This is a genomic window from Pseudomonas sp. F1_0610 (assembly GCF_047470865.1).
In the GTDB taxonomy this organism is placed as follows: Bacteria; Pseudomonadota; Gammaproteobacteria; order Pseudomonadales; family Pseudomonadaceae; genus JAZDRH01.
On the sequence record NZ_JAZDRH010000004.1, the window covers coordinates 21756 to 46095 of the forward strand.

The following is a 24340-nucleotide window of genomic DNA, read 5'->3' on the forward strand; positions in this document are numbered from 1 at the left end:
CTTAACCTAATTTAGCTTGCATTGCTTGAATAAAGCGATCAAACAACACACTGACGTCATTAGGCCCTGGGCTTGCTTCAGGGTGGCCTTGGAAACTAAAGGCAACTTTGTCAGTACGCGCAATACCTTGCAACGTGCCATCAAACAATGATTTATGGGTAGGTTTAATTGTTGCAGGCAAGCTATTTTCATCTACCGCAAAACCATGATTTTGACTAGTGATCATCACTACGCCTGTTTCTAGGTCTTGCACAGGATGGTTGGCACCATGATGGCCATTTGCCATTTTCATGGTTTTAGCACCAGATGCTAAAGCCAACAACTGATGGCCTAAGCAAATACCAAAAACAGGAATATCCGTTTCTAATATCTGCTTAATAGCGTTAATCGCATAGTCACAAGGCTCTGGATCACCAGGACCATTGGATAAAAATACGCCATCCGGCTGCATAGCTAATACTTCACTGGCTGGCGTTGTAGCAGGCACTACAGTCAAGCGACAACCGCGCGCCACCAGTAAACGTAAAATATTGCGCTTCACTCCAAAATCGTACGCTACTACATGAAAAGGTAAATCAGCAGCTGGAATTTCAGGATGGCTATCTGTTTTTAATACCCAAGGCGCACTACGCCACTCATAGGCGGTTTGCGTGGTCACTTCTTTGGCTAAATCCATGCCTTTTAAGCCAGAGAAACCGCGTGCTAATTCAAGTGCTTTTTCTTCAGTTGCGTTTTCACCTGCTAAAATACAACCATTTTGAGCACCTTTATCACGTAAAATACGTGTTAGGCGACGCGTATCAATGCCAGCGATAGCGACAACATTATGCTCTTTTAGGTAATCACCTAATGTCTGTTTTTCGCGCCAACTACTTGATAGCAAGGGTAAATCGCGGATTACCAAACCTGCCGACCATACATTAGAAGATTCTGCATCCTCAGGTGTTACGCCGGTGTTGCCAATATGCGGATAAGTCAAAGTGACTATTTGTTTGGCATATGATGGGTCTGTAAGAATTTCCTGATAGCCTGTCATGGCCGTATTGAATACCACTTCACCGACGGTTTGCCCGTCGACACCAATGGCTTCGCCGTGAAAGATGCTGCCGTCAGCAAGGGCGAGGATGGCTGGCTTAGTCAAGAAGACCTCCCGTATTTCGAGCCGTTTGTGCAGATTTTTTCCGCAAAAAAGCGGAATGACGTAGAGAAACATCATTCCGCTTTTTTATGAATTCATAAGCACACTTCTAGTGGATACACTAAAGCAGTAGTTTAGCCTACTTTTGCGCAAAGAAAAAGTTATCACCGTAAATTTAATACATCTTGCATATCATAAAGATCTGCCGGCTTCTCTTTTAGCCATACTGCAGCACGCACAGCGCCTTTGGCAAAGGTCATTCGGCTAGAGGCTTTATGGGTAATTTCAACACGCTCGCCATCTGCTGCAAACAATACTGTATGATCCCCTACAATATCGCCAGCACGTACGGTAGCAAAACCTATGGTTTCAGCTTTACGCGCCCCCGTTTGACCTTCTCGCCCATAAACTGCCACCTGCTCTAAATCACGGCCCAGCGCATTAGCCACAACTTCACCCATACGTAAGGCAGTGCCAGAAGGCGCATCTACTTTATGACGATGATGTGCTTCAAGAATCTCAATATCTACATCATTGCCTAATACACGGGCAGCAGTATCTAGCAGATTTAAACAAAGGTTTACACCTACACTAAAATTAGCAGCAAATACAATAGGAATTTCCTTACCGGCCTGAACAATGAGTTCACGTTCTTGTAGGCTAAAACCTGTGGTGCCAATAACCATCGCTTTTTTAGCTTGGCGGCAAATTTCAAGGTTTTTTAAAGTGACGCTAGGATGAGTGAAGTCGATGAGTACATCAAAATCATTTAAAACATCACGCAGATCAGCTACTAATGGTACGCTAATCTTACCTAAACCTGTTAGTTCACCGGCATCGGCACCAATTAAACTACTATCTGGTCGATCAATTGCTGCGGTCAATTCACCTGTTTCTGTTTGACACACTGCTTCAATAAGCGTTTTCCCCATGCGCCCAGCGGCGCCCATCACTGCGATACGTGACATTTGCTACACCTGTGATTATTTTTGCAAGGCGCTAAGACTACCAAAATAAAAAGCCAGTTTGCATATTAAATCACAAACTGGCTTTTTTCTTTTTAGCTAAACCCTAATGCTCGCTATTTGCAGCTATATTTTTTGCAATTTCAGCAAGAATCTAAAGGCAAAGTCTAATTACAGGTCGTTAAAAAAACGCTTCATACCTTCAAACCAGCCAGACGCACGTGGTGAATTACCATTATTGCCTTTTAAGGTGGAGCGAAATTCTTCTAACAATTCCCGTTGACGCTTATCCAGTTTTACTGGTGTTTCAATTACCGCACGGCAAAGCAAGTCACCTACCGTACTACTACGCACAGGTTTAACGCCTTTACCACGCAGGCGGAACATTTTTCCTGTTTGTGTGCCTTCTGGAATTTTTAGCTTTACTCGACCATCTAAGGTGGGCACTTCAATTTCACCACCTAAAGCAGCGTCAGCAAAGTTAATAGGAACTTCACAATGCAGGTTGCTTCCATCACGCTCAAAAATCTCATGTCGTTTCACATGCACAACAACATAAAGATCCCCCGCTGGACCGCCTTTGGCGCCTGCTTCACCCTCTCCTGCCAAGCGAATTCGATCGCCATTATCGACCCCAGCTGGAATTTTCACAGACAAGGTTTTATTTTCTTCCACATGACCATGGCCATGACAACTATTACAAGGATCTGTAATCATCTGCCCCGTACCATGACAGCGTGGGCATTCCTGCTGAACAGCAAAGAAACCTTGCTGCATACGCACTTGACCTACACCATTACAGGTTGCACAAGTGGTTGGTGAGGTACCTTTTTTAGCCCCTGAACCATCACAGCTTTTACAAACTACTGCCACTGGAATTTTAATAGTTTGCGTAGTACCGCGTACTGCTTCTTCCAGCGTTAACTCAATATTGTAACGTAAGTCGCTACCACGCTGCGGACCATTACGTGACGAGCGCCCACCGCCGCCAAAGAAATCACTAAAGACATCACCAAAAATATCTGAGAAGTTGCCACCAGCAAATCCACCTGCACCAGCGCCACCCCCCATATTTGGATCAACCCCAGCATGCCCATAACGATCATAGGCCGCGCGTTTATCTGCATCAGATAAAATCTCATAAGCCTCATTAGCTTCTTTGAATTTTTCTTCTGCTTCTTTGTTATCCGGATTGCGGTCAGGATGGTACTTGGTTGCTAAACGGCGATAGGCTTTTTTCAGTTCAGCCTCAGTCGCACCGCGCTCAACGCCGAGCACTTCATAATAATCACGTTTTGCCATAACTTTTACTCCGGATGACTTAACTATCTAAACGCGACAACGCGGGAGCAATGCCCCCGCGTTGAGTTGCTAGACAGCCGTAGTTGACTAGCAAGATAACTTCAGCGCAGGCTTACTTGTTATCTTTGTCTTTTACTTCTTCAAACTCAGCATCAACTACATCGTCATCAGCTGCTTTGCTTCCTTGAGCTTGTTCGCCACCTTCTTGCGGTTGCGCTTCAGCGTACATTTTTTGTGCTAATGGTGCACTAGCTTCTGATAAGGCTTGAACCTTAGCTTCAATCTCTGCTTTGTCATCGCCCTTTACTGCATCTTCAAGCGCTTTAACCGCTTCTTCGATTTTCGCTTTTTCTTCATCAGTAGCTTTATCGCCTGCCTCGGTTATCATTTTGCGCGTTGCATGCACTAATTGATCACCTTGGTTACGTGCTGCTGCTAGCTCTTCAAACTTGCGATCTTCTTCAGCATTAGCTTCTGCATCGCGAATCATTTGATCAACTTCTTCGTCACTTAAGCCTGAGTTTGCTTTAATGACGATAGACTGCTCTTTGTTTGTTGCTTTGTCTTTTGCTGATACGTTTAAAATACCGTTCGCATCAATGTCAAAAGTTACTTCAATTTGTGGCACGCCACGTGGTGCTGGCGGAATGTCTGATAGATTGAATTGCCCCAAAGACTTGTTCTGTGCAGCTTGCTTGCGCTCGCCTTGTAGCACATGAATAGTCACTGCATTTTGGTTGTCATCTGCTGTTGAGAAAGTTTGCGACTTCTTCGTTGGAATAGTGCTGTTTTTCTCAATTAGTACTGTCATTACACCGCCCATGGTTTCAATACCTAGCGACAGTGGTGTAACGTCTAACAACAGAACGTCTTTTGTATCACCTGCCAATACGCCACCTTGAATTGCCGCACCCATAGCAACAGCTTCATCTGGGTTTACGTCTTTACGTGGCTCTTTACCAAAAAACTCAGTTACAGTTTTTTGCACCAGCGGCATACGTGTTTGACCACCCACTAAAATCACTTCATCAATAGCTTTAGCATCTAAGCCTGAATCTTTTAATGAGGTACGGATTGGCTCTAAAGTGCGCTGTACAAGGTCTTCAACTAATGACTCTAGTTTGGCACGCGAGATAATCACGTTTAAGTGTTTAGGGCCAGTTGCATCGGCCGTAATGTAAGGCAAGTTAACATCTGTTTGCTGTGCTGAAGAAAGTTCGATTTTCGCTTTTTCAGCTGCTTCTTTTAGACGTTGCATTGCTAATGGGTCGCCTTTAAGGTCAACACCATTTTCTTTTTTGAACTCATCGGCTAAATAGTCGATTAAGCGCAAGTCAAAGTCTTCACCACCTAGGAAAGTATCCCCATTGGTGGCTAATACTTCAAACTGTTGAACACCATCAATATCAGCAATTTCAATGATAGAAACGTCAAAAGTACCGCCACCTAAGTCATACACTGCAATGGTGTGGTCACCTTTGGATTTGTCTAAGCCGTAAGCTAAGGCTGCTGCAGTTGGTTCGTTAATAATACGTTTAACATCAAGACCAGCAATACGACCGGCATCTTTAGTCGCTTGGCGCTGACTATCATTAAAGTAAGCTGGTACTGTAATAACAGCTTCAGTTACTTTTTCGCCTAGGTAATCTTCTGCTGTTTTTTTCATTTTTTTCAGCACTTCAGCTGAAATTTGTGGTGGTGCTAATTTGTCACCTTTCACTTCAACCCAAGCATCGCCATTGTCAGCTTTAGTGATGGTAAAAGGCACTAACTTAATATCTTTTTGCACAACCTCTTCGTCAAAACGACGACCAATCAAACGCTTAACCGCAAATAGCGTATTTTTTGGATTAGTTACTGCCTGACGTTTTGCAGACTGACCGACAAGCACTTCACCATCGTTGGCATAAGCAACAATAGATGGAGTAGTACGCGCACCTTCTGCGTTTTCAATAACTTTTGTAACACCGTTTTCAAGCACGGATACACAAGAGTTAGTTGTACCTAGGTCAATACCAATAATTTTTCCCATGATTAACTCTCCGAAACTCTTTGAAGTACACAGCCTAAATTTCTTTTATGCTGCGCCATTTAATCTTGCTTTAATAAATATGGGCTGGTTTTTATATTTCAAGCCCTACTGCTAATTGCTCTATTAAACTGCTTGGCTTACGACAACCATCGCTGGACGCATAACTCGCCCATTAATTAAATAACCTGGCTGGAAAACCTGTAACACGCTATTAGGTTCCATATCTGCACTTGGTTGAATAGAAACAGCATTATGCTGCTCTGGATTGAATGGCTCACCTAATGGGTTAATTTGTTCAATATTGTGGCGCTTTAAGGTGTCTAAAAAGAGCTTTAATGTTTGCTCCATACCTTCACGCACCGCTTTATTGGCTTCATCTTCAGCATTCGTCATAGCCAAGCCACGCTCAAGTGCATCAACCACTGCTAGTAAATCATTAGCGAACTTTTCTAGCGCAAACTTATGTGCTTTTTCTACATCTTGATCAGCGCGACGGCGAATATTTTGAATTTCCGCTGCAGCGCGTAATTTACTATCGGCCAACTCACCTTCTAACTGAGCTACACGCTCTGCTAAGTCTTCAGTTGGTGCTTGCTCTAGCTCTTCTACGTCAGCTTGCTGTGCTGAACTTTCTGGCTCAACTAGGTTTTCTTCGTGATTTGTTTCGTTAGTCATGTGTGCTCCTATGTGCAACGTCTTTTGGCACTTGGCTGGTTATATGGGGATGAGCTAGCCTAGCTTCAAGAGACAACATCAAAAATGTGGACTATTTTTATTTTTTACATAAAGCCAAGAGAAACTATTGCCAAAACCTATATTTTAACTGTATAAATGAACAGCCATTAATTTGGAGAACGGCTATGCTGGTACAACTGACCATCACTAACTACGCTATCGTTGATCATTTAGAATTAGAGCTTTCCTCAGGCATGAGCACCATTACGGGCGAAACAGGTGCGGGTAAATCTATTATGCTCGATGCTCTCGGTTTGGCATTAGGTGATAGAGCAGAGGCTGGAATAGTCAGACCCAATGCAGATAAAGCCGAAATTAGTGCTACCTTTGACTTAAAAGATATTCCAGAAGCTAAAGCATGGCTGGCAGAACGCGATTTAGCTGCAGAAGAGTCGTGCATTCTACGTCGTGTTATTACCCCGGAAGGCCGTTCCCGCGCATATATTAATGGTAGCAGCTGTACCTTAGGCGACCTTAAAGCCTTAGGTGAACACTTAATTGATATTCATAGCCAGCATGAGCACCACTCACTGCTCAAACCAGAAACCCATCGCCGTTTACTTGATGAGTTCGCCACCACCAGCCAACTAGCCAGTGAAGTAGCTCAACTGGCCAATCAATGGCGCAGTTGCAAAGGTAAATTAGAGCAACTTACACAAAGCAATGAACAACAACGCGCACAACACCAGTTACTCAGCTATCAGCTAGAGGAACTTGATCAACTTAGCCTAGGCGAGAATGAGTTAGACGAGCTAGAAAACGAGCATCGTACCCTGACCAACGCTGTTGGTTTACTGCAAAACTGCCGTCAAGTGATTGAGCTCTGTAGTGAGAATGATAGCGCCAATGTATTAAGCATTCTAAATACCTGCTTGCATCGTTTATCCTCCATGCAAGGCGCCCCCCAAGCTTTAACTGAGGCAACCAACCTAATCGCCAGTGCACAAATTCAAGTTGAGGAGGCTGTTGGCGAGCTAAATCGCTTTTGTGATCACTTTGATGCCGATCCTGAACGCCAACAGTGGATAGAGGCACGCTTAGATGCTATTTATAGCTTAGCACGTAAGCATCGCGTGCAGCCGCATGAATTAAACCAACTCCAACAGGACTTGTTTACTCAATTAGAAGCCTTGAATGCTGACGACAGCCAACAAGAACAGCTCAACATACAGGTAGAGGAGCTGGCTAAAAACTATCAGAAACAAGCTGAAAAACTGAGTCAAAAACGCGGTCAAGCTGCCAAAAAACTCTCTGACGCAGTGCAACAGCAAATGCAAAAACTGGGTATGCCAGGAGGGCGTTTTACTATTGAGCTAAATCGCACAAAAACTATCCAGTTAGATCCTAATGGCTTAGAAAGTATTGAGTTTCAAGTAAGTGCCAACCCTGGGCAGCCTTTACGTGCATTAGCTAAAGTAGCTTCTGGTGGTGAGTTATCCCGTATCAGTTTAGCGATTCAAGTTATTACAGCTCAAACCTCACGGATTCCCAGCCTTGTATTTGATGAGGTGGATGTGGGTATTGGTGGCCCTACGGCTGAAATTGTTGGCCAACTATTACGCCAATTAGGGGAGCGCGGGCAAGTATTAACTGTAACCCATCTACCTCAAGTTGCCGCTCAAGGTCATCAGCACTTATTTGTACATAAGAAAAGAGAGAAAAACTCTACCAGTACTGCTGTTAGCCAGCTTACTGACGAGCAACGCGTAGAAGAAATAGCGCGTATGCTTGGTGGCATTGAGTTAACAGATGAGTCTTTGGCACATGCTAAGCAGTTATTACAGCGCAACTAATTAAAACGAAGCACCAAGCGCAACATATCTTGGTGCTGAATTCCATTTTCCCAAATAGGCTCTGGATAGTTATCTAGAAAAAAGTTCTTTTCTATTCTATCAACGCGAAAACCATGGCGCTGATAAAAGCTTAGTTGATGGCCAAAAGTACCTGTACCTAGCTCAAGCTCAGTTGCTCCTAACGCTTTAATATCCGCAATAACAGCTTTTAGCAATAAAGCACCTATGCCTTTTTGTTGCTGGTTTTCCGCGATCGCAATATTCATTAATTCATAGGTATGCTCAGCAATAGGTAAGGCTGCAGCTACACCTAAACATTGCTGGTTTTCCTCAACTACCCAGCAAAGACTTTTCGCTAAATAGCCTTGTACCTTCTCTAAATTAGGGTCTGCGATAAGCAACAACTCAATAGGCGCTTGCTCTGGTAGGACTTGTTTGACTTGCATTGCTCTATTTTTTCTCTTTTTCCAATAACTCGGGCTTAATATCTGGATTATCCCAATTACCTTTAATGCTGTAATTAACAGTAGCTACACGACCTAGTTTATCGCCTATGAGCTTGTCTACCACAAAAATAGCGCCCCCTACAGCCGGAGCGCCGGCAATGATAGCGGCAATAGATAGGTTGTTAGATACCGGCAAGGTCACACCTAGCCGCCCATTTATCTGCTGTGTATGTAAATTAATGCTGCCAGCCAAGGTTAAGTCGCTAGAGGGGCCACTAATATGTGTAGCTTGGCGTGTCGTATAAACGCCATACTGCGCCTGTAAGGATAACTTGGCTTTATCATATGCTAGGCCTTTACCGAAAATATCACGAAAATCTAGCCGTAAACGCCGCCCTATAGAATCAAAGTTTAATAAACCAAAAATACGCAACGCTTGGGCGCTACCTTCAACACGCTTTAATATGCCATTGCTAAACTTTGCATCGACCACACCTGAAAAATTTTCTAATGCGAAGTCTTGAGGGGAGCCTGGCCAATTACCTGTAATAGCTACACTAAAACCTTCACTGGTTAAGGAGTCAACATAACCCCAACGTTTGAGGATATCTCCCACATTAGCGCCTGACAGGGTTCCTGAGAACTGTGTTTTTGCTTTTTTAGCCCTACCATCCCAAGTAATGGCTCCTGATAATAATAAGCCCTTTAAATTGACAGCTAGGTCTGTAACTTTAATACCTGTTTTAGTTGGCCTTGCCTTGAGTGAAATATCGCTAATTATACTGTTATCTGCTAAATATAATTTATCAATCGCCAGATTAAAGGCTGGTATAGTTTTTGGGTCAGTGTTTATTAAAGGATCATTTGTGACTCTTGCTGGATCTTTACTTACATGATAACTCGCTAGTTTTATATCAATAGGTGATTTTTGCCTAATTTTTACATCACCCACCACATCCAGTGATTTTAGAGCAATATTAAAGCCTTTAGGTTGCGCTGTAGCCTGTACAAAAATATCAGTAAAGGTACGATCGAAGGCCTTTAGCTTGGCAATAACTACATCTAATTCTTTTAATAGGCTGGTTTGGCTAAGGTCATCTGTTTGTAGTTGCTCTAAAACCTCTTGCCAAGCGCCTAAATCAAAATCCGTCATCTTACCTACAGCGTAAATACCAGCACGTGTTGGCCGCTGGGCGATACCGTCAGCCAGACGCACATTGCCTTGTAACTGCGCCCAATCGCCATTAGGCGCTACGAAATAACCATTCAATAGCTGATCTTTGTAGTTTACTTTTAGTGTTTTGCTAGGGTTTCCTAAGTCAAAAGTTAAAGCTAACGGCGCTACTTCCCGCGCGGTTTTGGCAAAAGGCAGGGGCAGCTCACTAGCCATACCTTGTAATGATGAGTTTAATTGCAACTGTACGCGATTAGCATCTAAGTTTAAGCGCAGTTGGTAAGGAATTTTCCCCTTAACAGGTAGTGGCTGTTTCACTCCAAGCCAAGTTTGCAAGCTATTTACCGGCATAACACCAGTCACTTGGATACTGGATGCCAGCTTGCCATTTTTGCCAGTAGCTAGAACCTGTCCTGTAAAATCATTATGCAAAAAACGGCCCTGTACGTTTTTACCAGCAATGCCTTTATCACTATCAAAAATAAAATCACCTCTTAGCTGGCTCAATGACAGGTCATAAGCTTGCATTTGTAGACTAATTAAGCGCGGCTGAAAGGCTACTTTTACTTTAATTTTATCTGGATCATCTAATGGCATTTTTAAATCAAGCTGAGCTGGTACGATACCAGCCCCATCCCAATCTTTAAAATGCTCTTGGTTAACGGGCAATGGTGCACTACGTAATATAGTTAAGATATCATTCACATTAGACAGCATAGGCGCATAGACTGTTAGCTGGCTGAGCGAATCGGCAAAGCTTACTTGAACATGCGCATCACTCACTTGGGTGTCTAAAATTTTGCCGTTAATATGTTCAACACGCACTTGTCCAGGAGAAATATACACTTGCGCTTGTGCTTCACTAATAGTGGGCCAACCTGGCTGATAATCCATCACAGCATTGCTAACATCAAAGAATAGATAGCTACCAGAAGGATCGTTTTCTTCAGGTACCAAATGACCTTTATATTTATAATACCCTTGACGTACGAAACCTTCTTTAATTGCATTGGTCAGCCAGTTTGCCGTGTCTTTGTTAAAATGCGGTGCTCGGGTAGGTAGGTAGTTTTCAGTGTAGGCTGCATCACCATTATAGATATTAATGGTTAAGTCCATGGTGTCTTTTACATCTGGCGCATGATAGAGCTTGATGTCTAAGTTGCCTTGTAGTTGTCCAATAGCCCCTTGCATATCAATCACAGGCGCTTGCAGATGTACCCCTTCGTCTGTTACATCCCATTTAAACTGCACATTGCCTTTGTCGTACACCCAAGGTTTAGGAAACAGCTGATCTAAATGCAAACTTACTGGTTGTTCAGCTTGTGCATTTAGTTCACCACTGAGTAAATCACCTTCAATAGTGCCATTTATTCCAGTTAAGGCAGGGGAACCTTGCCATGCTTGATAATTTAACTGTACGGGTCGAATAAAATAGCGCAAGCGCTCTTTGCCTTCACGATCAAAATACCATGTGGCCTTAGCGTCTTTAATAACGCCTTTTGCATCTAAAATAGCAATAACGTCTCGTCCTTTTTCCGGCAAAGGTGCGAGTTTTTGTAACATGTACGAAAGATCATCAACCACCAAATGCTGGCTTATAAGCTGCAAGCCATGCTCAGATGTGGCTGTTTTAGGCTGATAACTCAGCAAAAAATTGAGAGGCTCAGCTAATTTTTGGCCATCTAATTGAAAATCTAAAGGGCTGATATGTAGTGTGCGCAACTGTTCTTTGTCACGATAAAAACCAGTGAGATTTACGTGGCTAAGCTCTACTGAACGACCTGTATTATTGAGCACAATATTATCTGCATTAAACTTAATGGCACCCTTACCCTGATTCTGACCAGCTTGTTCATACCATACCTCAACACCTGCATGCACAGACTCTATGCCAATAGCCTGTAACTGCGCTGGCGATATAAAACGACTCCATTGGCTTTTAGGCAGGCTGGCATACGATGAAAAACGACTGTTACGCCAATTTTCTGTATCTAGCTGTCCCGTAAGAGACAACTGTAGCTTTTCTCCATCAGCAAAATTCACGCGCCCTTTTAGCTGCTGCTTAAAGGCCGAGTTATCTAAAGAAAGGTTGATATAGGTAAGGGATAAAGGCAGAGCATCTTCAGCCATCATTACAGCTCGGCTATTAACGAGGTAAAGCTGTTTGATACTCTGCAAATAATTAAGCAGCTTTTGTATATCTATTGTGCCATTGGTACTTTCTTCTGGAGCACTAACCCCTAATAACTGCCACTGCCCTTGCTGCTGTACTAGCTGAAAATCAGCGCCATCGAGCAAAATACTTTCTATGTTTAAATCAGCGCCTAGTAAACTACTTAATAAGTTAATTTTTAACGCTAAGCGCTGCACATGTACTCCACTATCAGCGTTTCCTATATGTACATTATGGGCAACAAAAACAGGCGAAAAAATATGCCATTGGCCTTCAAGACGCTCAACTTTAACCTCTTGCTTTAATCGTTCACGCAAAAACTGCTCTAGTTCTAGAGAGTATTCCCCTGCCATAGGAATAACTACACGCCCTATACTTACATAAAGCGCAGCCAATATCAGGGCTGCACCAATCAGGAGGTAACTGATTTTACTTATGTAAGTTAAGAGATTTTTCATCCATAGTTATCTCATAGGAGAACAACATCGTATTGTTCTTGCGAATACAAACTTTCTACTTGGAATTTAATAGGACGACCAATAAAGGATTCTAAATCAGCCACATTACCAGATTCCTCATCTAATAATCGGTCAACTACATTTTGGTTAGCTAGCACCATATAGCCTTCTGCTTGAAAAGCTCGGGCTTCACGCAAAATCTCCCGAAAAATCTCGTAGCATACTGTTTCTGCTGTGCGTAATGCGCCACGTCCAGCACATGCACTGCAAGGTTCACACAAAATTTGCATCAGACTTTCACGGGTACGCTTACGCGTCATCTGCACTAAACCTAGTTCAGTAATGCCAATAATATTGTTTTTAGCATGATCGCGCTCTAGTTGACGCTCTAACAGACGCAATACTTGGCGCTGATGCTCCTCATCGACCATGTCTATAAAGTCGATGATAATGATGCCTCCTAAATTGCGTAAACGTAATTGACGCGCAATCGCATTAGCCGCTTCTAAGTTGGTTTTAAATATAGTTTCTTCTAACGTACGATGACCAACAAAGCCGCCTGTATTCACATCAATAGTGGTCATAGCTTCGGTTTGGTCAATTACCAAATAACCACCAGATTTAAGCAGCACTTTACGCTCTAGTGCCTTATGTATTTCTGACTCAACACTGTATAAATCAAACAATGGGCGTTCGCCTGGATAATGTTCAAGCATGTGCGAAATTTCAGGCATTAATTCAGCTACAAATTGCTGCGCTTTTTGGTAGGTTTCACGTGAATCTATACGTACTTTTTCCGTGTTATCACTAACAAAATCACGTAGTGTGCGCATGGCAAGGGAAAGGTCTTCATAGATCAAGGCAGGGCAAGTATTTTTCTCCATTAACTTAGCGACCTGCGCCCATAAACGACGAACATAGCGAATATCCGCCATCACTTCGGCTTGCCCAGCACCTTCTGCCGCCGTTCGTAGAATAAAGCCACCTTTTTGCTCAGGCAGTTCGCTGGCTAAACAATCATTAATTAGCTGTTTTAAACGCTCACGCTCGGTTTCGTCTTCAATGCGTAAGGAAATACCTACATGGTCGTTACTGGGCATATAGACCAAATAACGTGAAGGAATAGAAAGATGGGTCGTTAGTCGTGCGCCTTTAGAACCTATAGGATCTTTGGTGACTTGCACAACCAATGCTTGGCCTTCATGCACAAGGTTACTAATTGAATCAGAGCTAGCACCTTCAGCTGGAATAACTTCTGAGGCATGGATAAAGGCGGCACGATCAAGGCCAATGTCCACAAAGGCTGCTTGCATACCCGGCAATACGCGCACTACGCGCCCTTTATAGATATTCCCAACAATGCCACGACGCAGTGTGCGCTCAACATGAACTTCTTGTAGAACTCCATTTTCAACCATCGCCACTCGTGATTCCATCGGGGTAATGTTGATTAAGATTTCTTCACTCATGAACTATCCACCGCAAAAAGATATAAGAATAAAAACTTAAGAAAATTTCTATGCTTACAGCATCTCACAAAGCCTGTTGGCGCAACATTAAAAGCGTTTCAGCTAAAGGCAAACCAACAATGGCTGAATAACTGCCATCAATGCGCTGCACAAAAGAACCTGCTAAGCCTTGAATGGCATAGCTACCGGCTTTATCACAAGGCTCACCTGTCTGCCAATATAGCTTAATTTCTTCATCGGTTAATGCTCTAAATTCGACTTTGCTGCTTACCACACAGCTTTGCTGCACATCCTGACTTACTAGACAAATGGCAGTGTGCACCCAATGCGATCGATTCGATAAGCGTTTTAGCATAGAAAAAGAATCTGCTTGGTCTTTTGGTTTGCCTAAAATTTCACCATCAAGCTCTATAATAGTATCTGCACTTAGCACATAGGCCTGTTGCTGTTCTAACTGAATAAAGCCTTGCTTCGCTTTTTCTTGCGCCATGCGTTCAACATAATGCAGAGCGTTTTCATGCTGATATGGCGTTTCATCAATCGTTACTTCTGTTTGAGTAAAAGTTTGAGCAATTTGCTTGAGTAAATCAGCACGACGTGGCGAGGTTGACGCTAAGAACAATGGCATGCGTTTTCCTTCTTTAATCTTCACTAGAGACAGTTAAACGCTTGGTCAAGGGCCGCATTAAAAAGAATAACCATGGCCATAAGAGACTACTTACCAAAGCAGGTAGCAAAAACGACAGTGCAGGAATACGCTGCCCACCTAAAGCCATCAGCCATAGTTGCAGTAACAGGCCTAACACATAAAAAACAAACAAGGCGGCCGCTTGCTGCCAAACAGGAAACATGCTGAATCTACGGTGAACAAACACTACAAAAAAAATCATTACGCTATAGATAAGCGCATGCTGTCCTAAAAAAGTATAAGACAGAATATCTTGTAATAAACCACATACCCAAGCAGTGGTTAATCCAACACGATCGGGAACAATCAGTACCCAATAGGTTAGAAAGAGTGGCACCCAAAGTGGTCGAGCAGTTTCTAAAAACACAGGTATAGGTGCAACTGAGAGCACCAAAGCAATGGTTAAACTCACAATAATCAGTGCCCATAGATTATTTAATGGCATACGACTCATGGATTAGCCTCACTTGCTTTAGGCTTTTCTATGCCCTGTAGGACCTCACTCGCCTGCTCAACCGCACGCTCATTATCTTCAACCTGCTCCAGCTGCTCTTTACGCAAGTCGATAGCATCTTGTTTGTTAAAAACCAACATAAAAAAACGAGTTCGAGACAAAGCAGCAGTTGGTTTCGCTGCAATTTGTGCAAATGGCTGACTACTACTTGGCTCTACATGGGTCACAATGGCAACAGGATAACCCGCTGGAAAACGCTGCCCCATACCAGAAGTAACTAACAAGTCACCTTCTTTAATATCAGCATTATTAGAGACATGACGTAAATCCATACTTTCTTGATCACTAGTACCAACAGCAATCGTACGCAAGCCATTACGGTTTACTTGTACAGGCACACCGTGACTAGGATCTGTGATAAGTAACACCCTCGCGCTATAAGGCATAACTTCAATAACTTGTCCTGCCAAACCGCGCGACTCCAATACTGGCTGGCCAACGTATACGCCATCTTGGCTACCTTTATCAATCAAAATACGTTGCGAATAAGGATCTGGATCTATGCCTATTAACTCAGTAACCAGTACATCCTCATCCAATACGGCTGAGGAATTAAGTAGCTCACGCAAGCGTACATTTTGTTCAGTTAAGGTTGCTAGTTTTTGCAGGCGACGCGCCATTAATAACGATTCTGCACGTAAGCGCTCATTTTCTTTAATTAAATCATTGCGGCTAGTGAATTGTTCAGTGGCACTATTCCATAACTGAGCAGGAAGCTCGCCTAAGCTATATAAAGGCGTTAATAATGCACCAAACTGGCTACGCACAGGCTTAAGCAATTCATAGTTTGCATCGACTATCATTAACACTGCCGAAAGCAACCCTAGCACTAGCATGCGTGCGCCTAGAGCGGGTCGTTTGGAAAATAATAGTTTAATAGAAATATCCTCTAAAGCAGAAAGCTACGGCATCAGACGTAGCTTTCGTACAATCAACCTATTTATAACATTATGTATTAAAGCGACATAAATTATTCACTGGTTGAGAGTAAATCCATGGTGTTTTTGTCGATCATTTCTAACGCTCGACCGCCACCTAACGCCACACAGGTCTTAGGATTTTCAGCAACAATAACAGGCAACCCTGTTTCTTGCGCTAACAATTTATCCATATCACGTAACAAAGCACCGCCGCCTGTTAATACTAAACCGCGCTCAGCAATATCAGAGGCCAGCTCAGGTGGAGACTGCTCAAGTGCACTTTTAACGGCTTGTACAATTTGTGCTAAGGACTCTTGCAAGGCTTCTAGTACTTCTTCTGAATTCAATGTGAAACTGCGTGGTACGCCTTCTGATAGATTACGGCCACGCACATCAAATTCTAGGATTTCGTCACTTGGATAGGCCGAGCCAATCTCTTGTTTAATACGTTCAGCGGTAGACTCACCAATCAAACTGCCATAATTACGGCGTACGTAGGTAATAATAGCTTCGTCAAAGCGGTCGCCACCAACACGTACTGATTCCGAATAAACAACGCCATTTAATGAAATAAGCGCAATTTCTGTAGTGCCACCGCCAATATCAACCACCATAGAACCGCGTGCTTCATCAACAGGTAGGCCAGCTCCTATTGCTGCTGCCATTGGTTCTTCAATTAAATACACTTCACGAGCACCTGCACCTAATGCTGAGTCGTGAATAGCACGGCGCTCTACCTGTGTTGATTTACAAGGGACACAGATTAAAACGCGAGGGCTTGGAGAAAGTAGGCGGCCTTCATGTACTTTTTTGATGAAGTACTGCAGCATTTTTTCACACACATTAAAGTCAGCAATCACACCGTCTTTCATTGGGCGAATAGCTGTAATATTACCCGGCGTACGTCCCAACATACGTTTTGCATCTGTACCTACTGCAACAACGCTTTTTTGGTTACCGCGCGTCCGGATAGCAACAACTGATGGTTCGTCTAAAATAATGCCGTGATCACGAACATAAATAAGGGTGTTTGCTGTTCCAAGATCGATGGAAAGATCACTGGAAAAAATACCGCGTAACTTCTTAAACATGGATGACTTGACCTAAATAATGCGCCATTTAAACAGCGCGTACTAATAATGTGGAAAACTCTAACAATCAACGTGCTTTAGAGCAACAACTCTATATGTTAGATTGCACACTTTTCCGATAAAAAACGAATAATGTTATGATTGACCGCTATCTGTAGAATCTGTTCCCACTTTTACGGTCAAACACAAGTTATCGTGCACTTAGGAGATACCCCCATGGCGCTTGAACGCTCCGACGTGGAAAAAATAGCGCATCTTGCCCGCCTAGGTCTTGATGAAGCACAAATTCCACAAACAACACAGGCACTTAACAGCATTTTAGGGCTAGTTAATGCTATGCAAGCTGTTGATACTGAAAACGTAACACCGCTTTACCACCCATTAGAAGCTACCCAACGCTTACGCGCTGATGAAGTAACGGAAGAAAACCACCGCGACGATTATCAAGCCATTGCGCCAGCAGTGGCAGAAGGTCTTTACCTTGTGCCTAAAGTCATCGAATAAGGGATAGACTGAGCATGCATCAATTAACACTGGCCGATATTAATCGCGCACTGGCCGCTAAAGAATTTTCTGCGCAAGAACTTACCAAGCACTTATTAACGCGTATCAAACAACTTGATCCGCAGCTAAATAGCTTTATCACAGTGACTGAAGAAAGTGCATTGGCTCAAGCCAAAGTAGCTGATGAGCGGCGCGCTCAAGGGGATACCAGCCCACTGCTGGGAGCTCCTATTGCCCACAAAGACCTGTTCTGCACCCAAGGCATCCGCACCAGCTGCGCATCTAAAATGCTAGATAACTTTATCGCACCTTATGATGCAACAGTGGTTAGCAAACTAGCTGAAGCAGGTGTTGTTAGTCTAGGTAAATTAAATATGGATGAGTTCGCCATGGGCGGCTCTAACGAAACCAGTTTTTATGGTGCTGTAAAAAATCCATGGAACTTAGATCTTGTCCCAGGCGGTTCATCGGGTGGAAGTGCTACTGCTGTTGCTGCACGCCTAATTCCTGCGGCTACCGGAAGTGATAGTGGTGGCTCTGTACGCCAGCCTGCGGCGTTCACTGGTCTAACAGGTTTAAAACCTACTTATGGCCGTATTTCACGCTGGGGTATGATTGCTTATGCTTCAAGCTTTGACCAAGCTGGCGTATTAGCCCACACCGCCGAAGACTGTGCGCTGATGCTGCAGGCGATGGCTGGCTTTGACACAAAAGATTCAACCTGTGTTGAACATGTGGTTGACAATTACAGCGCTAATCTAAACCAACCTTTAGCGGGCCTACGTATTGGCTTACCTAAAGAATACTTTAGTGCAGGTTTGGATAGCCGTATTGCTGAGCTTGTCATGCAAGCTGTTGAGCAACTTAAAAAGCTGGGCGCTACGGTTAAAGAAATTAGCTTACCGAACCTGCAACATGCTGTACCTGCTTACTATGTTATCGCACCCGCTGAAGCCTCAACCAACCTCTCACGTTTTGATGGTGTGCGTTATGGTCATCGCTGTGAGGAGCCCAAAAACCTTGAAGACCTTTACAAGCGCAGCCGCGCAGAAGGCTTTGGTGAAGAAGTACAGCGCCGTATCATGATTGGCACCTATGCGCTATCTGCAGGTTACTATGATGCTTACTATATGAAAGCACAGCGTGTTCGTCGCTTAATCAAAAATGATTTCGTTGCTGCCTTTAATGAAGTTGATGTAATCCTTGGCCCAACCACACCTAACCTTGCATGGAAATTAGGTGCTAAAAATAACGATCCTGTATCCGCTTATTTAGAAGACATCTATACCGTAACCGCCAACCTCGCAGGCATTCCTGGATTGTCTATGCCAGCGGGTTTTGTCGAAGGACTGCCGGTTGGTGTGCAACTATTAGGTAATTACTTCCAAGAGGCACGCTTACTCAATATCGCTCACCAATATCAACAAGCAACTGACTGGCACAAAAGCGCGCCAGCAGGATTTTGAGGACGACTCACATGCAATGGGAAACAGTGATCGGGCTGGAAATCCACGCACAGCTCGCAACCAACAGTAAAATATTCTCTGGTAGTGCCACTACATTCGGCGCACAACCAAACACCCAAGCCAGCTTAGTTGACTTAGCTATGCCAGGCACCTTGCCTGTGCTTAACCAAGAAGCCGTGCGCATGGCCTGTATGTTTGGTTTAGCTGTTAACGCTGAAATTGGCGAGCAAAATATTTTTGCCCGTAAAAACTACTTTTATCCTGACCTTCCAAAAGGTTACCAAACTAGCCAGATGGATCACCCTATTGTGGGTAAAGGCTATTTAGATATTACGCTAGAAGATGGCACTGTGAAGCGTATCGGCATTACACGCGCACATCTTGAAGAAGATGCTGGCAAAAGCTTGCATGAAGATTTTAGCGGTATGTCTGGCATCGACCTTAACCGTGCTGGCACGCCCTTGCTAGAAATTGTTTCTGAGCCAGATATTCGTAGTGCGAAAGAAGCCGTTGCCTATGTTAAAGCCATTCATGCGTTAGTTCGCTACTTAGGTATTTGTGATGGCAACATGGCCGAAGGTTCTCTACGCTGCGACTGCAACGTCTCTATTCGCCCCAAAGGGCAAGAGCAGTTTGGTACACGCGCTGAAATTAAAAACGTAAACTCATTCCGTTTTATTGAACGTGCCATTAATCACGAAATTCAACGCCAAATTGACTTAATTGAAGATGGTGGAGAAGTCGTGCAAGAAACCCGTCTTTATGATCCTAATAAAGATGAAACACGTTCGATGCGCAGCAAAGAAGAAGCCAACGATTACCGTTATTTTCCTTGCCCAGACTTGTTACCTGTAGTGATTGAGCGCAGTTATTTAGACAGGTTAAAAGCACAGTTACCTGAACTACCAACGCAAAAACGTGAGCGCTTCCAATCTGAGTTTGGCTTATCTGCGTACGATGCTGACGTACTTTCAGCCAGCCGTGAAATGGCAGACTACTTTGAACAGGTAGAGCAACTGTGTGGCGATGCTAAATTAGCCGCTAACTGGGTGATGGGCGAGCTTTCAAGTTTGTTAAACAAAAACAATCTAGAAATCAGCCAATCGCCTGTATCTGCTCAACAACTAGCTGGTATGTTGGCGCGCATTCAAGATAATACTATTTCTGGCAAGATTGCTAAGATGGTATTTGAAGCCATGGCCGAAGGTGAAGGCGATGCTGACCAAGTTATTGAAAAACGTGGACTAAAACAAGTAACAGACACTGGCGCCATTGAAAAAATGCTAGATGAAGTATTAGCCGCCAATGCCGAACAGGTTGAGCAATACAAAGCCAGCGAGCCGGATAAACGCGCCAAAATGTTTGGTTTCTTTGTTGGTCAAGCCATGCGAGCCTCTAAAGGCAAGGCTAACCCTCAGCAAGTTAATGAACTTTTAAAGAAAAAGTTAGATTAATTGATCCTCCAATAACGCCAGACTCTTCTGGCGTTATTGCTATTAATTAAGAGATGTAGATGAAAGCGCTTCGTTTATTAGTTGTCTTATCGTTTTTTATCTGTTCCCACCTTGCTCACGCAAGCTACTCAGTTGATCCTAAAATTCGCAGCCAGCAAGGCATTGCCTCATGGTATGGTGATAATTTAAAAAACCGCCCCACCGCAAGCGGCGAACCTTTTGATCCAAAAAAGCTAACTGCAGCACATCCTAGCCTACCTTTTGGCACCTATGTAAAAGTGACAAATATGCGCAATCAGCGTACTGTAATTGTACGTATTAATGATCGCGGACCTTATAGCGGAAAACGTATTATTGACCTATCACGTGCGGCTGCTGAGAAAATTGGCTTACGCCGTGCAGGAATAGGTCCAGTTAAAATTCAAATTCTAAAGTAGAAAGAACGCCCTATGGAGCAGCTTAGCTATGCCAATCAAAGCTTAGCCGCACCAGGCTTACATAAAGTTTTAATTATTGACTTAGAAAATTGTCCTAGCCAAATACATGACCTAAAAAACAGTTTAGATCAGTACCCTATTGTGGTTATTTGTTACGCTCAATCACATGCACGTATTCCTCTTGATTGGCTAATACCTTTGAATAAGGTTATCAATGAGAAACGGCTACGTATTTATAAAATGGCGGAATCAGGCAAAAACTCCGCTGATTTTGGTATTGCGTTCTATAGCGGCATGCTGATTCAAGAATGCCCTGCCGATACTCAATTTACGATTGTCTCAAACGACAGCGATATGGACCATGTAGTGCACTTACTGAGAGATCAAGGACGCCGTGCTCAGCGTGTGGGTAATAGCAAGCGCATACCCGTAAACCCAACACAGGTTTCAGAAGACTTTATTAAGTATTGCCAATTCTTGCAGAAATATCCTAAAGGGCGCCCCGTACGCAAAGAAGGATTACGCAATAGCATGAAAAGCCAATTAAAATATGATGAAAGCAGCGCAGATAAGCTAGTTAATCAGCTATCACAACGCGGTATCCTAAGCATTAACGAAAGTAAAATAACTTACAACGCAAGTGTAATAGCTAGTTTCTCCAACTTTCCACATAACGAATAATCTGATGAAAACCCAGCAAATAACCACCTCAAACCTACTCTTACGCCAGTGGCAAGATTCTGACTATGACGCCTTCGCTCGCTTAAATGCAGATGCCAATAACATGCGTTTTTTCCCTGCACCTCTAGCGCGTGAAGAAAGCGATCATCTAGCTAATCGTTGCCGAGATTTAATTAATCAACGCGGCTGGGGGTTTTGGGCTGTTGAAGAAGTACTTTCTGGCCAATTTATTGGTTGCGTTGGTTTGCATGCTCCAGATTATCAACTGCCTGTTTCACCTTGTGTTGAAGTGGGCTGGCGATTACTACCTGAGTTTCAAGGTAAAGGCTATGCCACAGAAGCAGCTCAAGCAGCATTAGGCTTTGGCTTTAATGAGCTTCATCTTGATGAAATCATTGCTTTTACTACTTTGACTAATCTGCCCTCACAAGCGGTTATGCGACGCCTAGGTATGCAGCGTGATTTTAATAATGACTTTGATCACCCTCTGCTTGATCCGCAACACCCATTAGTACGTCATTGTCTGTATCGTCTATCGCAGCAGGACTGGTTCAATCTTAAAAATAGCTAACCTATTATCCACTAATACAGGCTTAATCTAAGCCTATTAAATTTTTTGGGCTAATTCAGACTACTGATACATAGCGCTAGAACAACACATAAGTTGCTAGCTTTCCTCCTTATAGCGACTAAAATATACTCAGTTTTGTTTTGCCTTCTTTGGCTCGGAGATCATTATGGAAATTGCCCTATACCTTATAGCAGGCTTTATATTACTGGTTATAGGGGCTGAACTCTTGGTGCGTGGCGCGGCTCGCCTCGCTGCTGGCTTTGGTATCTCACCGTTAATTATTGGCTTAACTATTGTTGCCTTTGGTACTAGCGCACCTGAAATGGCGGTTAGTACTCAATCTGCAATCAATGGCCAAGGCGATATCGCCATAGGCAACGTTGTTGGTAGTAACATCTTGAATGTTCTATTAATTTTGGGTTTATCGGCGGTTATCACGCCTTTAGTAGTTACCCGCCGTTTAGTCACCATTGATGTGCCTATTATGATTGCAGCCAGCGCATTAGCTTGGGCGCTGGCTATTGATGGCAGCTATTCTCGCGCAGATGGCTTGATTTTATTCGCCGCTATTTTAGCCTACACAGGCTATCTTATTTTCGACAGTATTCGTAAGCGTAATAAAGGCGAGGCCATTGAAGTCGATGATGAATACACTGCAGATAACGAGCCTAATTCAGCAAAAACCACAGCCAAGAACATTGCCTTAATTATAGTTGGCTTAGTGATGCTCGTAGCTGGATCTGATTTACTGGTGAAAGGCGCGGTCAGTTTAGCGACATTATTAGGCTTATCTGAGTTGGTGATTGGCTTAACTATTGTCGCTATAGGTACATCATTACCTGAGCTAGCAACTTCCGTCATCGCAGCGATGAAAGGCCAGCGTGATATTGCAGTAGGTAATATTGTAGGTAGCAACCTATTTAACTTATTAGCGGTATTAGGCCTAGCGGGGTTAGTTTCGCCACAAGCCATTGAGATTTCAAAACAAGCTATTACGTTTGATTTTCCAATTATGATGATAGTTGCTGTTGCCTGCCTGCCAATTTTCTTCACCAGCTTTAAAGTTAGCCGTTGGGAAGGTTGGCTATTTATCCTGTATTACATTATTTATACAGCTTATATTATTTTAGGCAGCCAAAATTTTGCTTATATGGATCAATTCTCTAGCGCAGTGCTTTATTATGCAGCACCTGTTACCTTGATTATTTTAGCGCTATCCCTGTTGTTAAACTTTAAAAAATCAAAATTGTAACCTTTCAGTTACTCAAGCACTAAAACAGTGCTTGAGTAACTAATTAAGTACTCTTTCTAAGTGAAGCAATTCATCAAACTCCAACATAATTTCGTTATACAGCTCAAGCTCGCCTAGGTTTTCTATTAATGTTTGGTTAGTTTCTAGCATTTCAAATAACGGTAATTGCTTAGAAATAGCAAAGCTATCATCCGTATTTAAATAAAACTTAATCAGCTTAAGTACTTGGTAAATAGAGAAGGCTAGATCCTCTTCCTTTAATGCGCTCTGCCAAACCTCAAGCAAAGATATACCCTGCGCTTTCAAAGCTTGATAGGTTGCCCAAACACTACCTGTTCCCCAATCTACTGCTTCCCAGCTTGGAGAAAATAGCAAGCGCTGCAAATAGCTTCTACCCAACTCACCTGTTAAACCAAATGCATAAATAATGCCGCCATTACTATCGGTTGAACAGAGCTCACCTAGCTCCCATAGTTTATCTAACCACGCCGCTTGTTTTTGTAAGGGAAGCTTACAAACCAACACAGGTATGTATTCATCAAATAAATGCTTACCTAAACAAAGCTGTAACTTACTTTCAATAGATTGTTGGTGGCTTAATAAGTCAAAGTGAAGCAAGGCTAACACACTGGTTTGATAAATCGCGTAATCCGCATCTGTATCTACTTCTTCAAATATGAGGTTACATAAAAAAGTTTTCATAGCCGCATGCTTTTTCTTTGCTAGCACTTCAATTACACAGCAATACGCCTCTGAATGCTGATCCTTTATATAAGCGGCATTCTGCACGAAGAAATAATCATACAAACGCTCTGCAAAAGCGGGGTCTATTTCTGACTCAATAAGCCTAAGTACAGCATATAAGGCCAAGGGATCCTGCCAATAACCGGCCTTTAATAGCGTCTTCTGTTGTGCATCATTATTTAGTGATAAGCGTAAAATAAGTTGCTGTGCTCGCTGCCTACTTTTAGGACCATCGAGTAAACAATCTATAAGTTGCTGGGCAAAATTGCTCATAACACTCCTAAAATTACAGTGAGTAGGTTCTTTTTCACTGTTTTTTTTTGTTAGACTCAG

At 43.1% G+C, this 24340-nt stretch carries 21 protein-coding genes; 8 read left to right on the plus strand and 13 right to left on the minus strand.

What is annotated here, in order from left to right; genetic code table 11:
• Position 1: 1 nt before the first annotated feature.
• From carA to grpE, 5 genes are all read right to left on the minus strand, one after another.
• Positions 2–1141, minus strand: coding sequence for a glutamine-hydrolyzing carbamoyl-phosphate synthase small subunit (gene carA, locus VQ643_RS03430; protein WP_414197872.1), 1140 nt, complete (start codon positions 1139–1141; stop codon positions 2–4).
• A gap of 161 nt (positions 1142–1302) precedes the next feature.
• The gene (dapB, locus tag VQ643_RS03435; protein ID WP_414197873.1) at positions 1303–2106 is read right to left on the minus strand and encodes a 4-hydroxy-tetrahydrodipicolinate reductase; all 804 of its coding nucleotides are present in this window, start codon (positions 2104–2106) and stop codon (positions 1303–1305) included.
• A 168-nt stretch (positions 2107–2274) separates the two neighbouring features.
• Positions 2275–3405 carry a molecular chaperone DnaJ gene (gene dnaJ, locus VQ643_RS03440; protein ID WP_414197874.1) on the minus strand — a complete coding sequence of 377 codons (1131 nt, stop codon included), beginning with the start codon at positions 3403–3405 and terminating at the stop codon, positions 2275–2277.
• A gap of 112 nt (positions 3406–3517) precedes the next feature.
• Positions 3518–5437: a molecular chaperone DnaK gene (dnaK, locus tag VQ643_RS03445; protein ID WP_414197875.1), complete on the minus strand. Its 1920-nt coding sequence runs from the start codon at positions 5435–5437 to the stop codon at positions 3518–3520.
• A gap of 123 nt (positions 5438–5560) precedes the next feature.
• Positions 5561–6112: a nucleotide exchange factor GrpE gene (gene grpE, locus VQ643_RS03450; protein ID WP_414197876.1), complete on the minus strand. Its 552-nt coding sequence runs from the start codon at positions 6110–6112 to the stop codon at positions 5561–5563.
• A 185-nt stretch (positions 6113–6297) separates the two neighbouring features.
• On the opposite strand from grpE, the gene recN reads away from it, so the two are divergent.
• A complete protein-coding gene (gene recN / locus VQ643_RS03455) occupies positions 6298–7965 on the plus strand; it encodes a DNA repair protein RecN (RefSeq protein ID WP_414197877.1) in 1668 nt (555 codons plus the stop codon).
• On the opposite strand, the gene VQ643_RS03460 is transcribed toward recN, so the two are convergent.
• The 7 genes from VQ643_RS03460 to VQ643_RS03490 all read right to left on the minus strand — a co-directional run bounded on the left by VQ643_RS03460 (position 7962) and on the right by VQ643_RS03490 (position 16898).
• Positions 7962–8411 carry a GNAT family N-acetyltransferase gene (locus VQ643_RS03460; protein ID WP_414197878.1) on the minus strand — a complete coding sequence of 150 codons (450 nt, stop codon included), beginning with the start codon at positions 8409–8411 and terminating at the stop codon, positions 7962–7964. The genes recN and VQ643_RS03460 overlap by 4 nt on opposite strands.
• 4 nt (positions 8412–8415) lie before the next feature.
• A complete protein-coding gene (locus VQ643_RS03465; RefSeq protein WP_414197879.1) occupies positions 8416–12216 on the minus strand; it encodes a YhdP family protein in 3801 nt (1266 codons plus the stop codon).
• An 11-nt stretch (positions 12217–12227) separates the two neighbouring features.
• Positions 12228–13685, minus strand: a complete 1458-nt coding sequence (rng, locus tag VQ643_RS03470; RefSeq protein WP_414197880.1) for a ribonuclease G — start codon at positions 13683–13685, stop codon at positions 12228–12230.
• 64 nt (positions 13686–13749) lie between these two features.
• Positions 13750–14313, minus strand: coding sequence for a Maf family protein (locus VQ643_RS03475; RefSeq protein ID WP_414197881.1), 564 nt, complete (start codon positions 14311–14313; stop codon positions 13750–13752).
• A 13-nt stretch (positions 14314–14326) separates the two neighbouring features.
• Positions 14327–14827, minus strand: a complete 501-nt coding sequence (gene mreD / locus VQ643_RS03480; RefSeq protein WP_414197882.1) for a rod shape-determining protein MreD — start codon at positions 14825–14827, stop codon at positions 14327–14329.
• Positions 14824–15765, minus strand: coding sequence for a rod shape-determining protein MreC (gene mreC, locus VQ643_RS03485; protein ID WP_414198015.1), 942 nt, complete (start codon positions 15763–15765; stop codon positions 14824–14826). Before mreC ends, mreD begins: the two co-directional genes overlap by 4 nt.
• A 92-nt stretch (positions 15766–15857) precedes the next feature.
• Positions 15858–16898: a rod shape-determining protein gene (locus tag VQ643_RS03490; RefSeq protein WP_414197883.1), complete on the minus strand. Its 1041-nt coding sequence runs from the start codon at positions 16896–16898 to the stop codon at positions 15858–15860.
• Between the two features lie 216 nt (positions 16899–17114).
• Between VQ643_RS03490 and gatC the strand changes: the two genes are divergently transcribed.
• The 7 genes from gatC (at position 17115) to VQ643_RS03525 (ending at position 23263) form a co-directional block, all read left to right on the plus strand.
• Positions 17115–17402, plus strand: coding sequence for an Asp-tRNA(Asn)/Glu-tRNA(Gln) amidotransferase subunit GatC (gatC, locus tag VQ643_RS03495; RefSeq protein ID WP_414197884.1), 288 nt, complete (start codon positions 17115–17117; stop codon positions 17400–17402).
• Between the two features lie 14 nt (positions 17403–17416).
• Positions 17417–18868, plus strand: a complete 1452-nt coding sequence (gene gatA, locus VQ643_RS03500) for an Asp-tRNA(Asn)/Glu-tRNA(Gln) amidotransferase subunit GatA (RefSeq protein WP_414197885.1) — start codon at positions 17417–17419, stop codon at positions 18866–18868.
• Between the two features lie 11 nt (positions 18869–18879).
• Positions 18880–20322, plus strand: a complete 1443-nt coding sequence (gatB, locus tag VQ643_RS03505) for an Asp-tRNA(Asn)/Glu-tRNA(Gln) amidotransferase subunit GatB (RefSeq protein WP_414197886.1) — start codon at positions 18880–18882, stop codon at positions 20320–20322.
• Positions 20323–20381: 59 nt separating this feature from the next.
• Complete coding sequence (locus VQ643_RS03510; RefSeq protein WP_414197887.1) at positions 20382–20759, plus strand: septal ring lytic transglycosylase RlpA family protein; 378 nt, start codon at positions 20382–20384, stop codon at positions 20757–20759.
• 12 nt (positions 20760–20771) lie between these two features.
• Positions 20772–21440, plus strand: a complete 669-nt coding sequence (locus tag VQ643_RS03515; protein WP_414197888.1) for a PIN domain-containing protein — start codon at positions 20772–20774, stop codon at positions 21438–21440.
• Positions 21441–21444: 4 nt separating this feature from the next.
• Positions 21445–22011: a GNAT family N-acetyltransferase gene (locus VQ643_RS03520; RefSeq protein WP_414197889.1), complete on the plus strand. Its 567-nt coding sequence runs from the start codon at positions 21445–21447 to the stop codon at positions 22009–22011.
• A gap of 166 nt (positions 22012–22177) precedes the next feature.
• Positions 22178–23263: a calcium/sodium antiporter gene (locus VQ643_RS03525; RefSeq protein WP_414197890.1), complete on the plus strand. Its 1086-nt coding sequence runs from the start codon at positions 22178–22180 to the stop codon at positions 23261–23263.
• A 39-nt stretch (positions 23264–23302) separates the two neighbouring features.
• On the opposite strand, the gene VQ643_RS03530 is transcribed toward VQ643_RS03525, so the two are convergent.
• Positions 23303–24280 (minus strand): hypothetical protein, encoded by a 978-nt coding sequence (locus VQ643_RS03530; RefSeq protein WP_414197891.1) that lies wholly within the window; start codon positions 24278–24280, stop codon positions 23303–23305.
• Positions 24281–24340: the final 60 nt, after the last annotated feature.

Bases quoted from the DNA above. Each gene is read 5' to 3' on its own strand.
- dapB (WP_414197873.1), bottom strand. From the start codon at position 2,106: ATGTCACGTATCGCAGTGATGGGCGCCGCTGGGCGCATGGGGAAAACG.
- dnaJ (WP_414197874.1), bottom strand. From the start codon at position 3,405: ATGGCAAAACGTGATTATTATGAAGTGCTCGGCGTTGAGCGCGGTGCG.
- dnaK (WP_414197875.1), bottom strand. From the start codon at position 5,437: ATGGGAAAAATTATTGGTATTGACCTAGGTACAACTAACTCTTGTGTA.
- grpE (WP_414197876.1), bottom strand. From the start codon at position 6,112: ATGACTAACGAAACAAATCACGAAGAAAACCTAGTTGAGCCAGAAAGT.
- recN (WP_414197877.1), top strand. From the start codon at position 6,298: ATGCTGGTACAACTGACCATCACTAACTACGCTATCGTTGATCATTTA.
- VQ643_RS03460 (WP_414197878.1), bottom strand. From the start codon at position 8,411: ATGCAAGTCAAACAAGTCCTACCAGAGCAAGCGCCTATTGAGTTGTTG.
- VQ643_RS03465 (WP_414197879.1), bottom strand. From the start codon at position 12,216: ATGAAAAATCTCTTAACTTACATAAGTAAAATCAGTTACCTCCTGATT.
- rng (WP_414197880.1), bottom strand. From the start codon at position 13,685: ATGAGTGAAGAAATCTTAATCAACATTACCCCGATGGAATCACGAGTG.
- VQ643_RS03475 (WP_414197881.1), bottom strand. From the start codon at position 14,313: ATGCCATTGTTCTTAGCGTCAACCTCGCCACGTCGTGCTGATTTACTC.
- mreD (WP_414197882.1), bottom strand. From the start codon at position 14,827: ATGAGTCGTATGCCATTAAATAATCTATGGGCACTGATTATTGTGAGT.
- VQ643_RS03490 (WP_414197883.1), bottom strand. From the start codon at position 16,898: ATGTTTAAGAAGTTACGCGGTATTTTTTCCAGTGATCTTTCCATCGAT.
- gatC (WP_414197884.1), top strand. From the start codon at position 17,115: ATGGCGCTTGAACGCTCCGACGTGGAAAAAATAGCGCATCTTGCCCGC.
- gatA (WP_414197885.1), top strand. From the start codon at position 17,417: ATGCATCAATTAACACTGGCCGATATTAATCGCGCACTGGCCGCTAAA.
- gatB (WP_414197886.1), top strand. From the start codon at position 18,880: ATGCAATGGGAAACAGTGATCGGGCTGGAAATCCACGCACAGCTCGCA.
- VQ643_RS03510 (WP_414197887.1), top strand. From the start codon at position 20,382: ATGAAAGCGCTTCGTTTATTAGTTGTCTTATCGTTTTTTATCTGTTCC.
- VQ643_RS03515 (WP_414197888.1), top strand. From the start codon at position 20,772: ATGGAGCAGCTTAGCTATGCCAATCAAAGCTTAGCCGCACCAGGCTTA.
- VQ643_RS03520 (WP_414197889.1), top strand. From the start codon at position 21,445: ATGAAAACCCAGCAAATAACCACCTCAAACCTACTCTTACGCCAGTGG.
- VQ643_RS03525 (WP_414197890.1), top strand. From the start codon at position 22,178: ATGGAAATTGCCCTATACCTTATAGCAGGCTTTATATTACTGGTTATA.
- VQ643_RS03530 (WP_414197891.1), bottom strand. From the start codon at position 24,280: ATGAGCAATTTTGCCCAGCAACTTATAGATTGTTTACTCGATGGTCCT.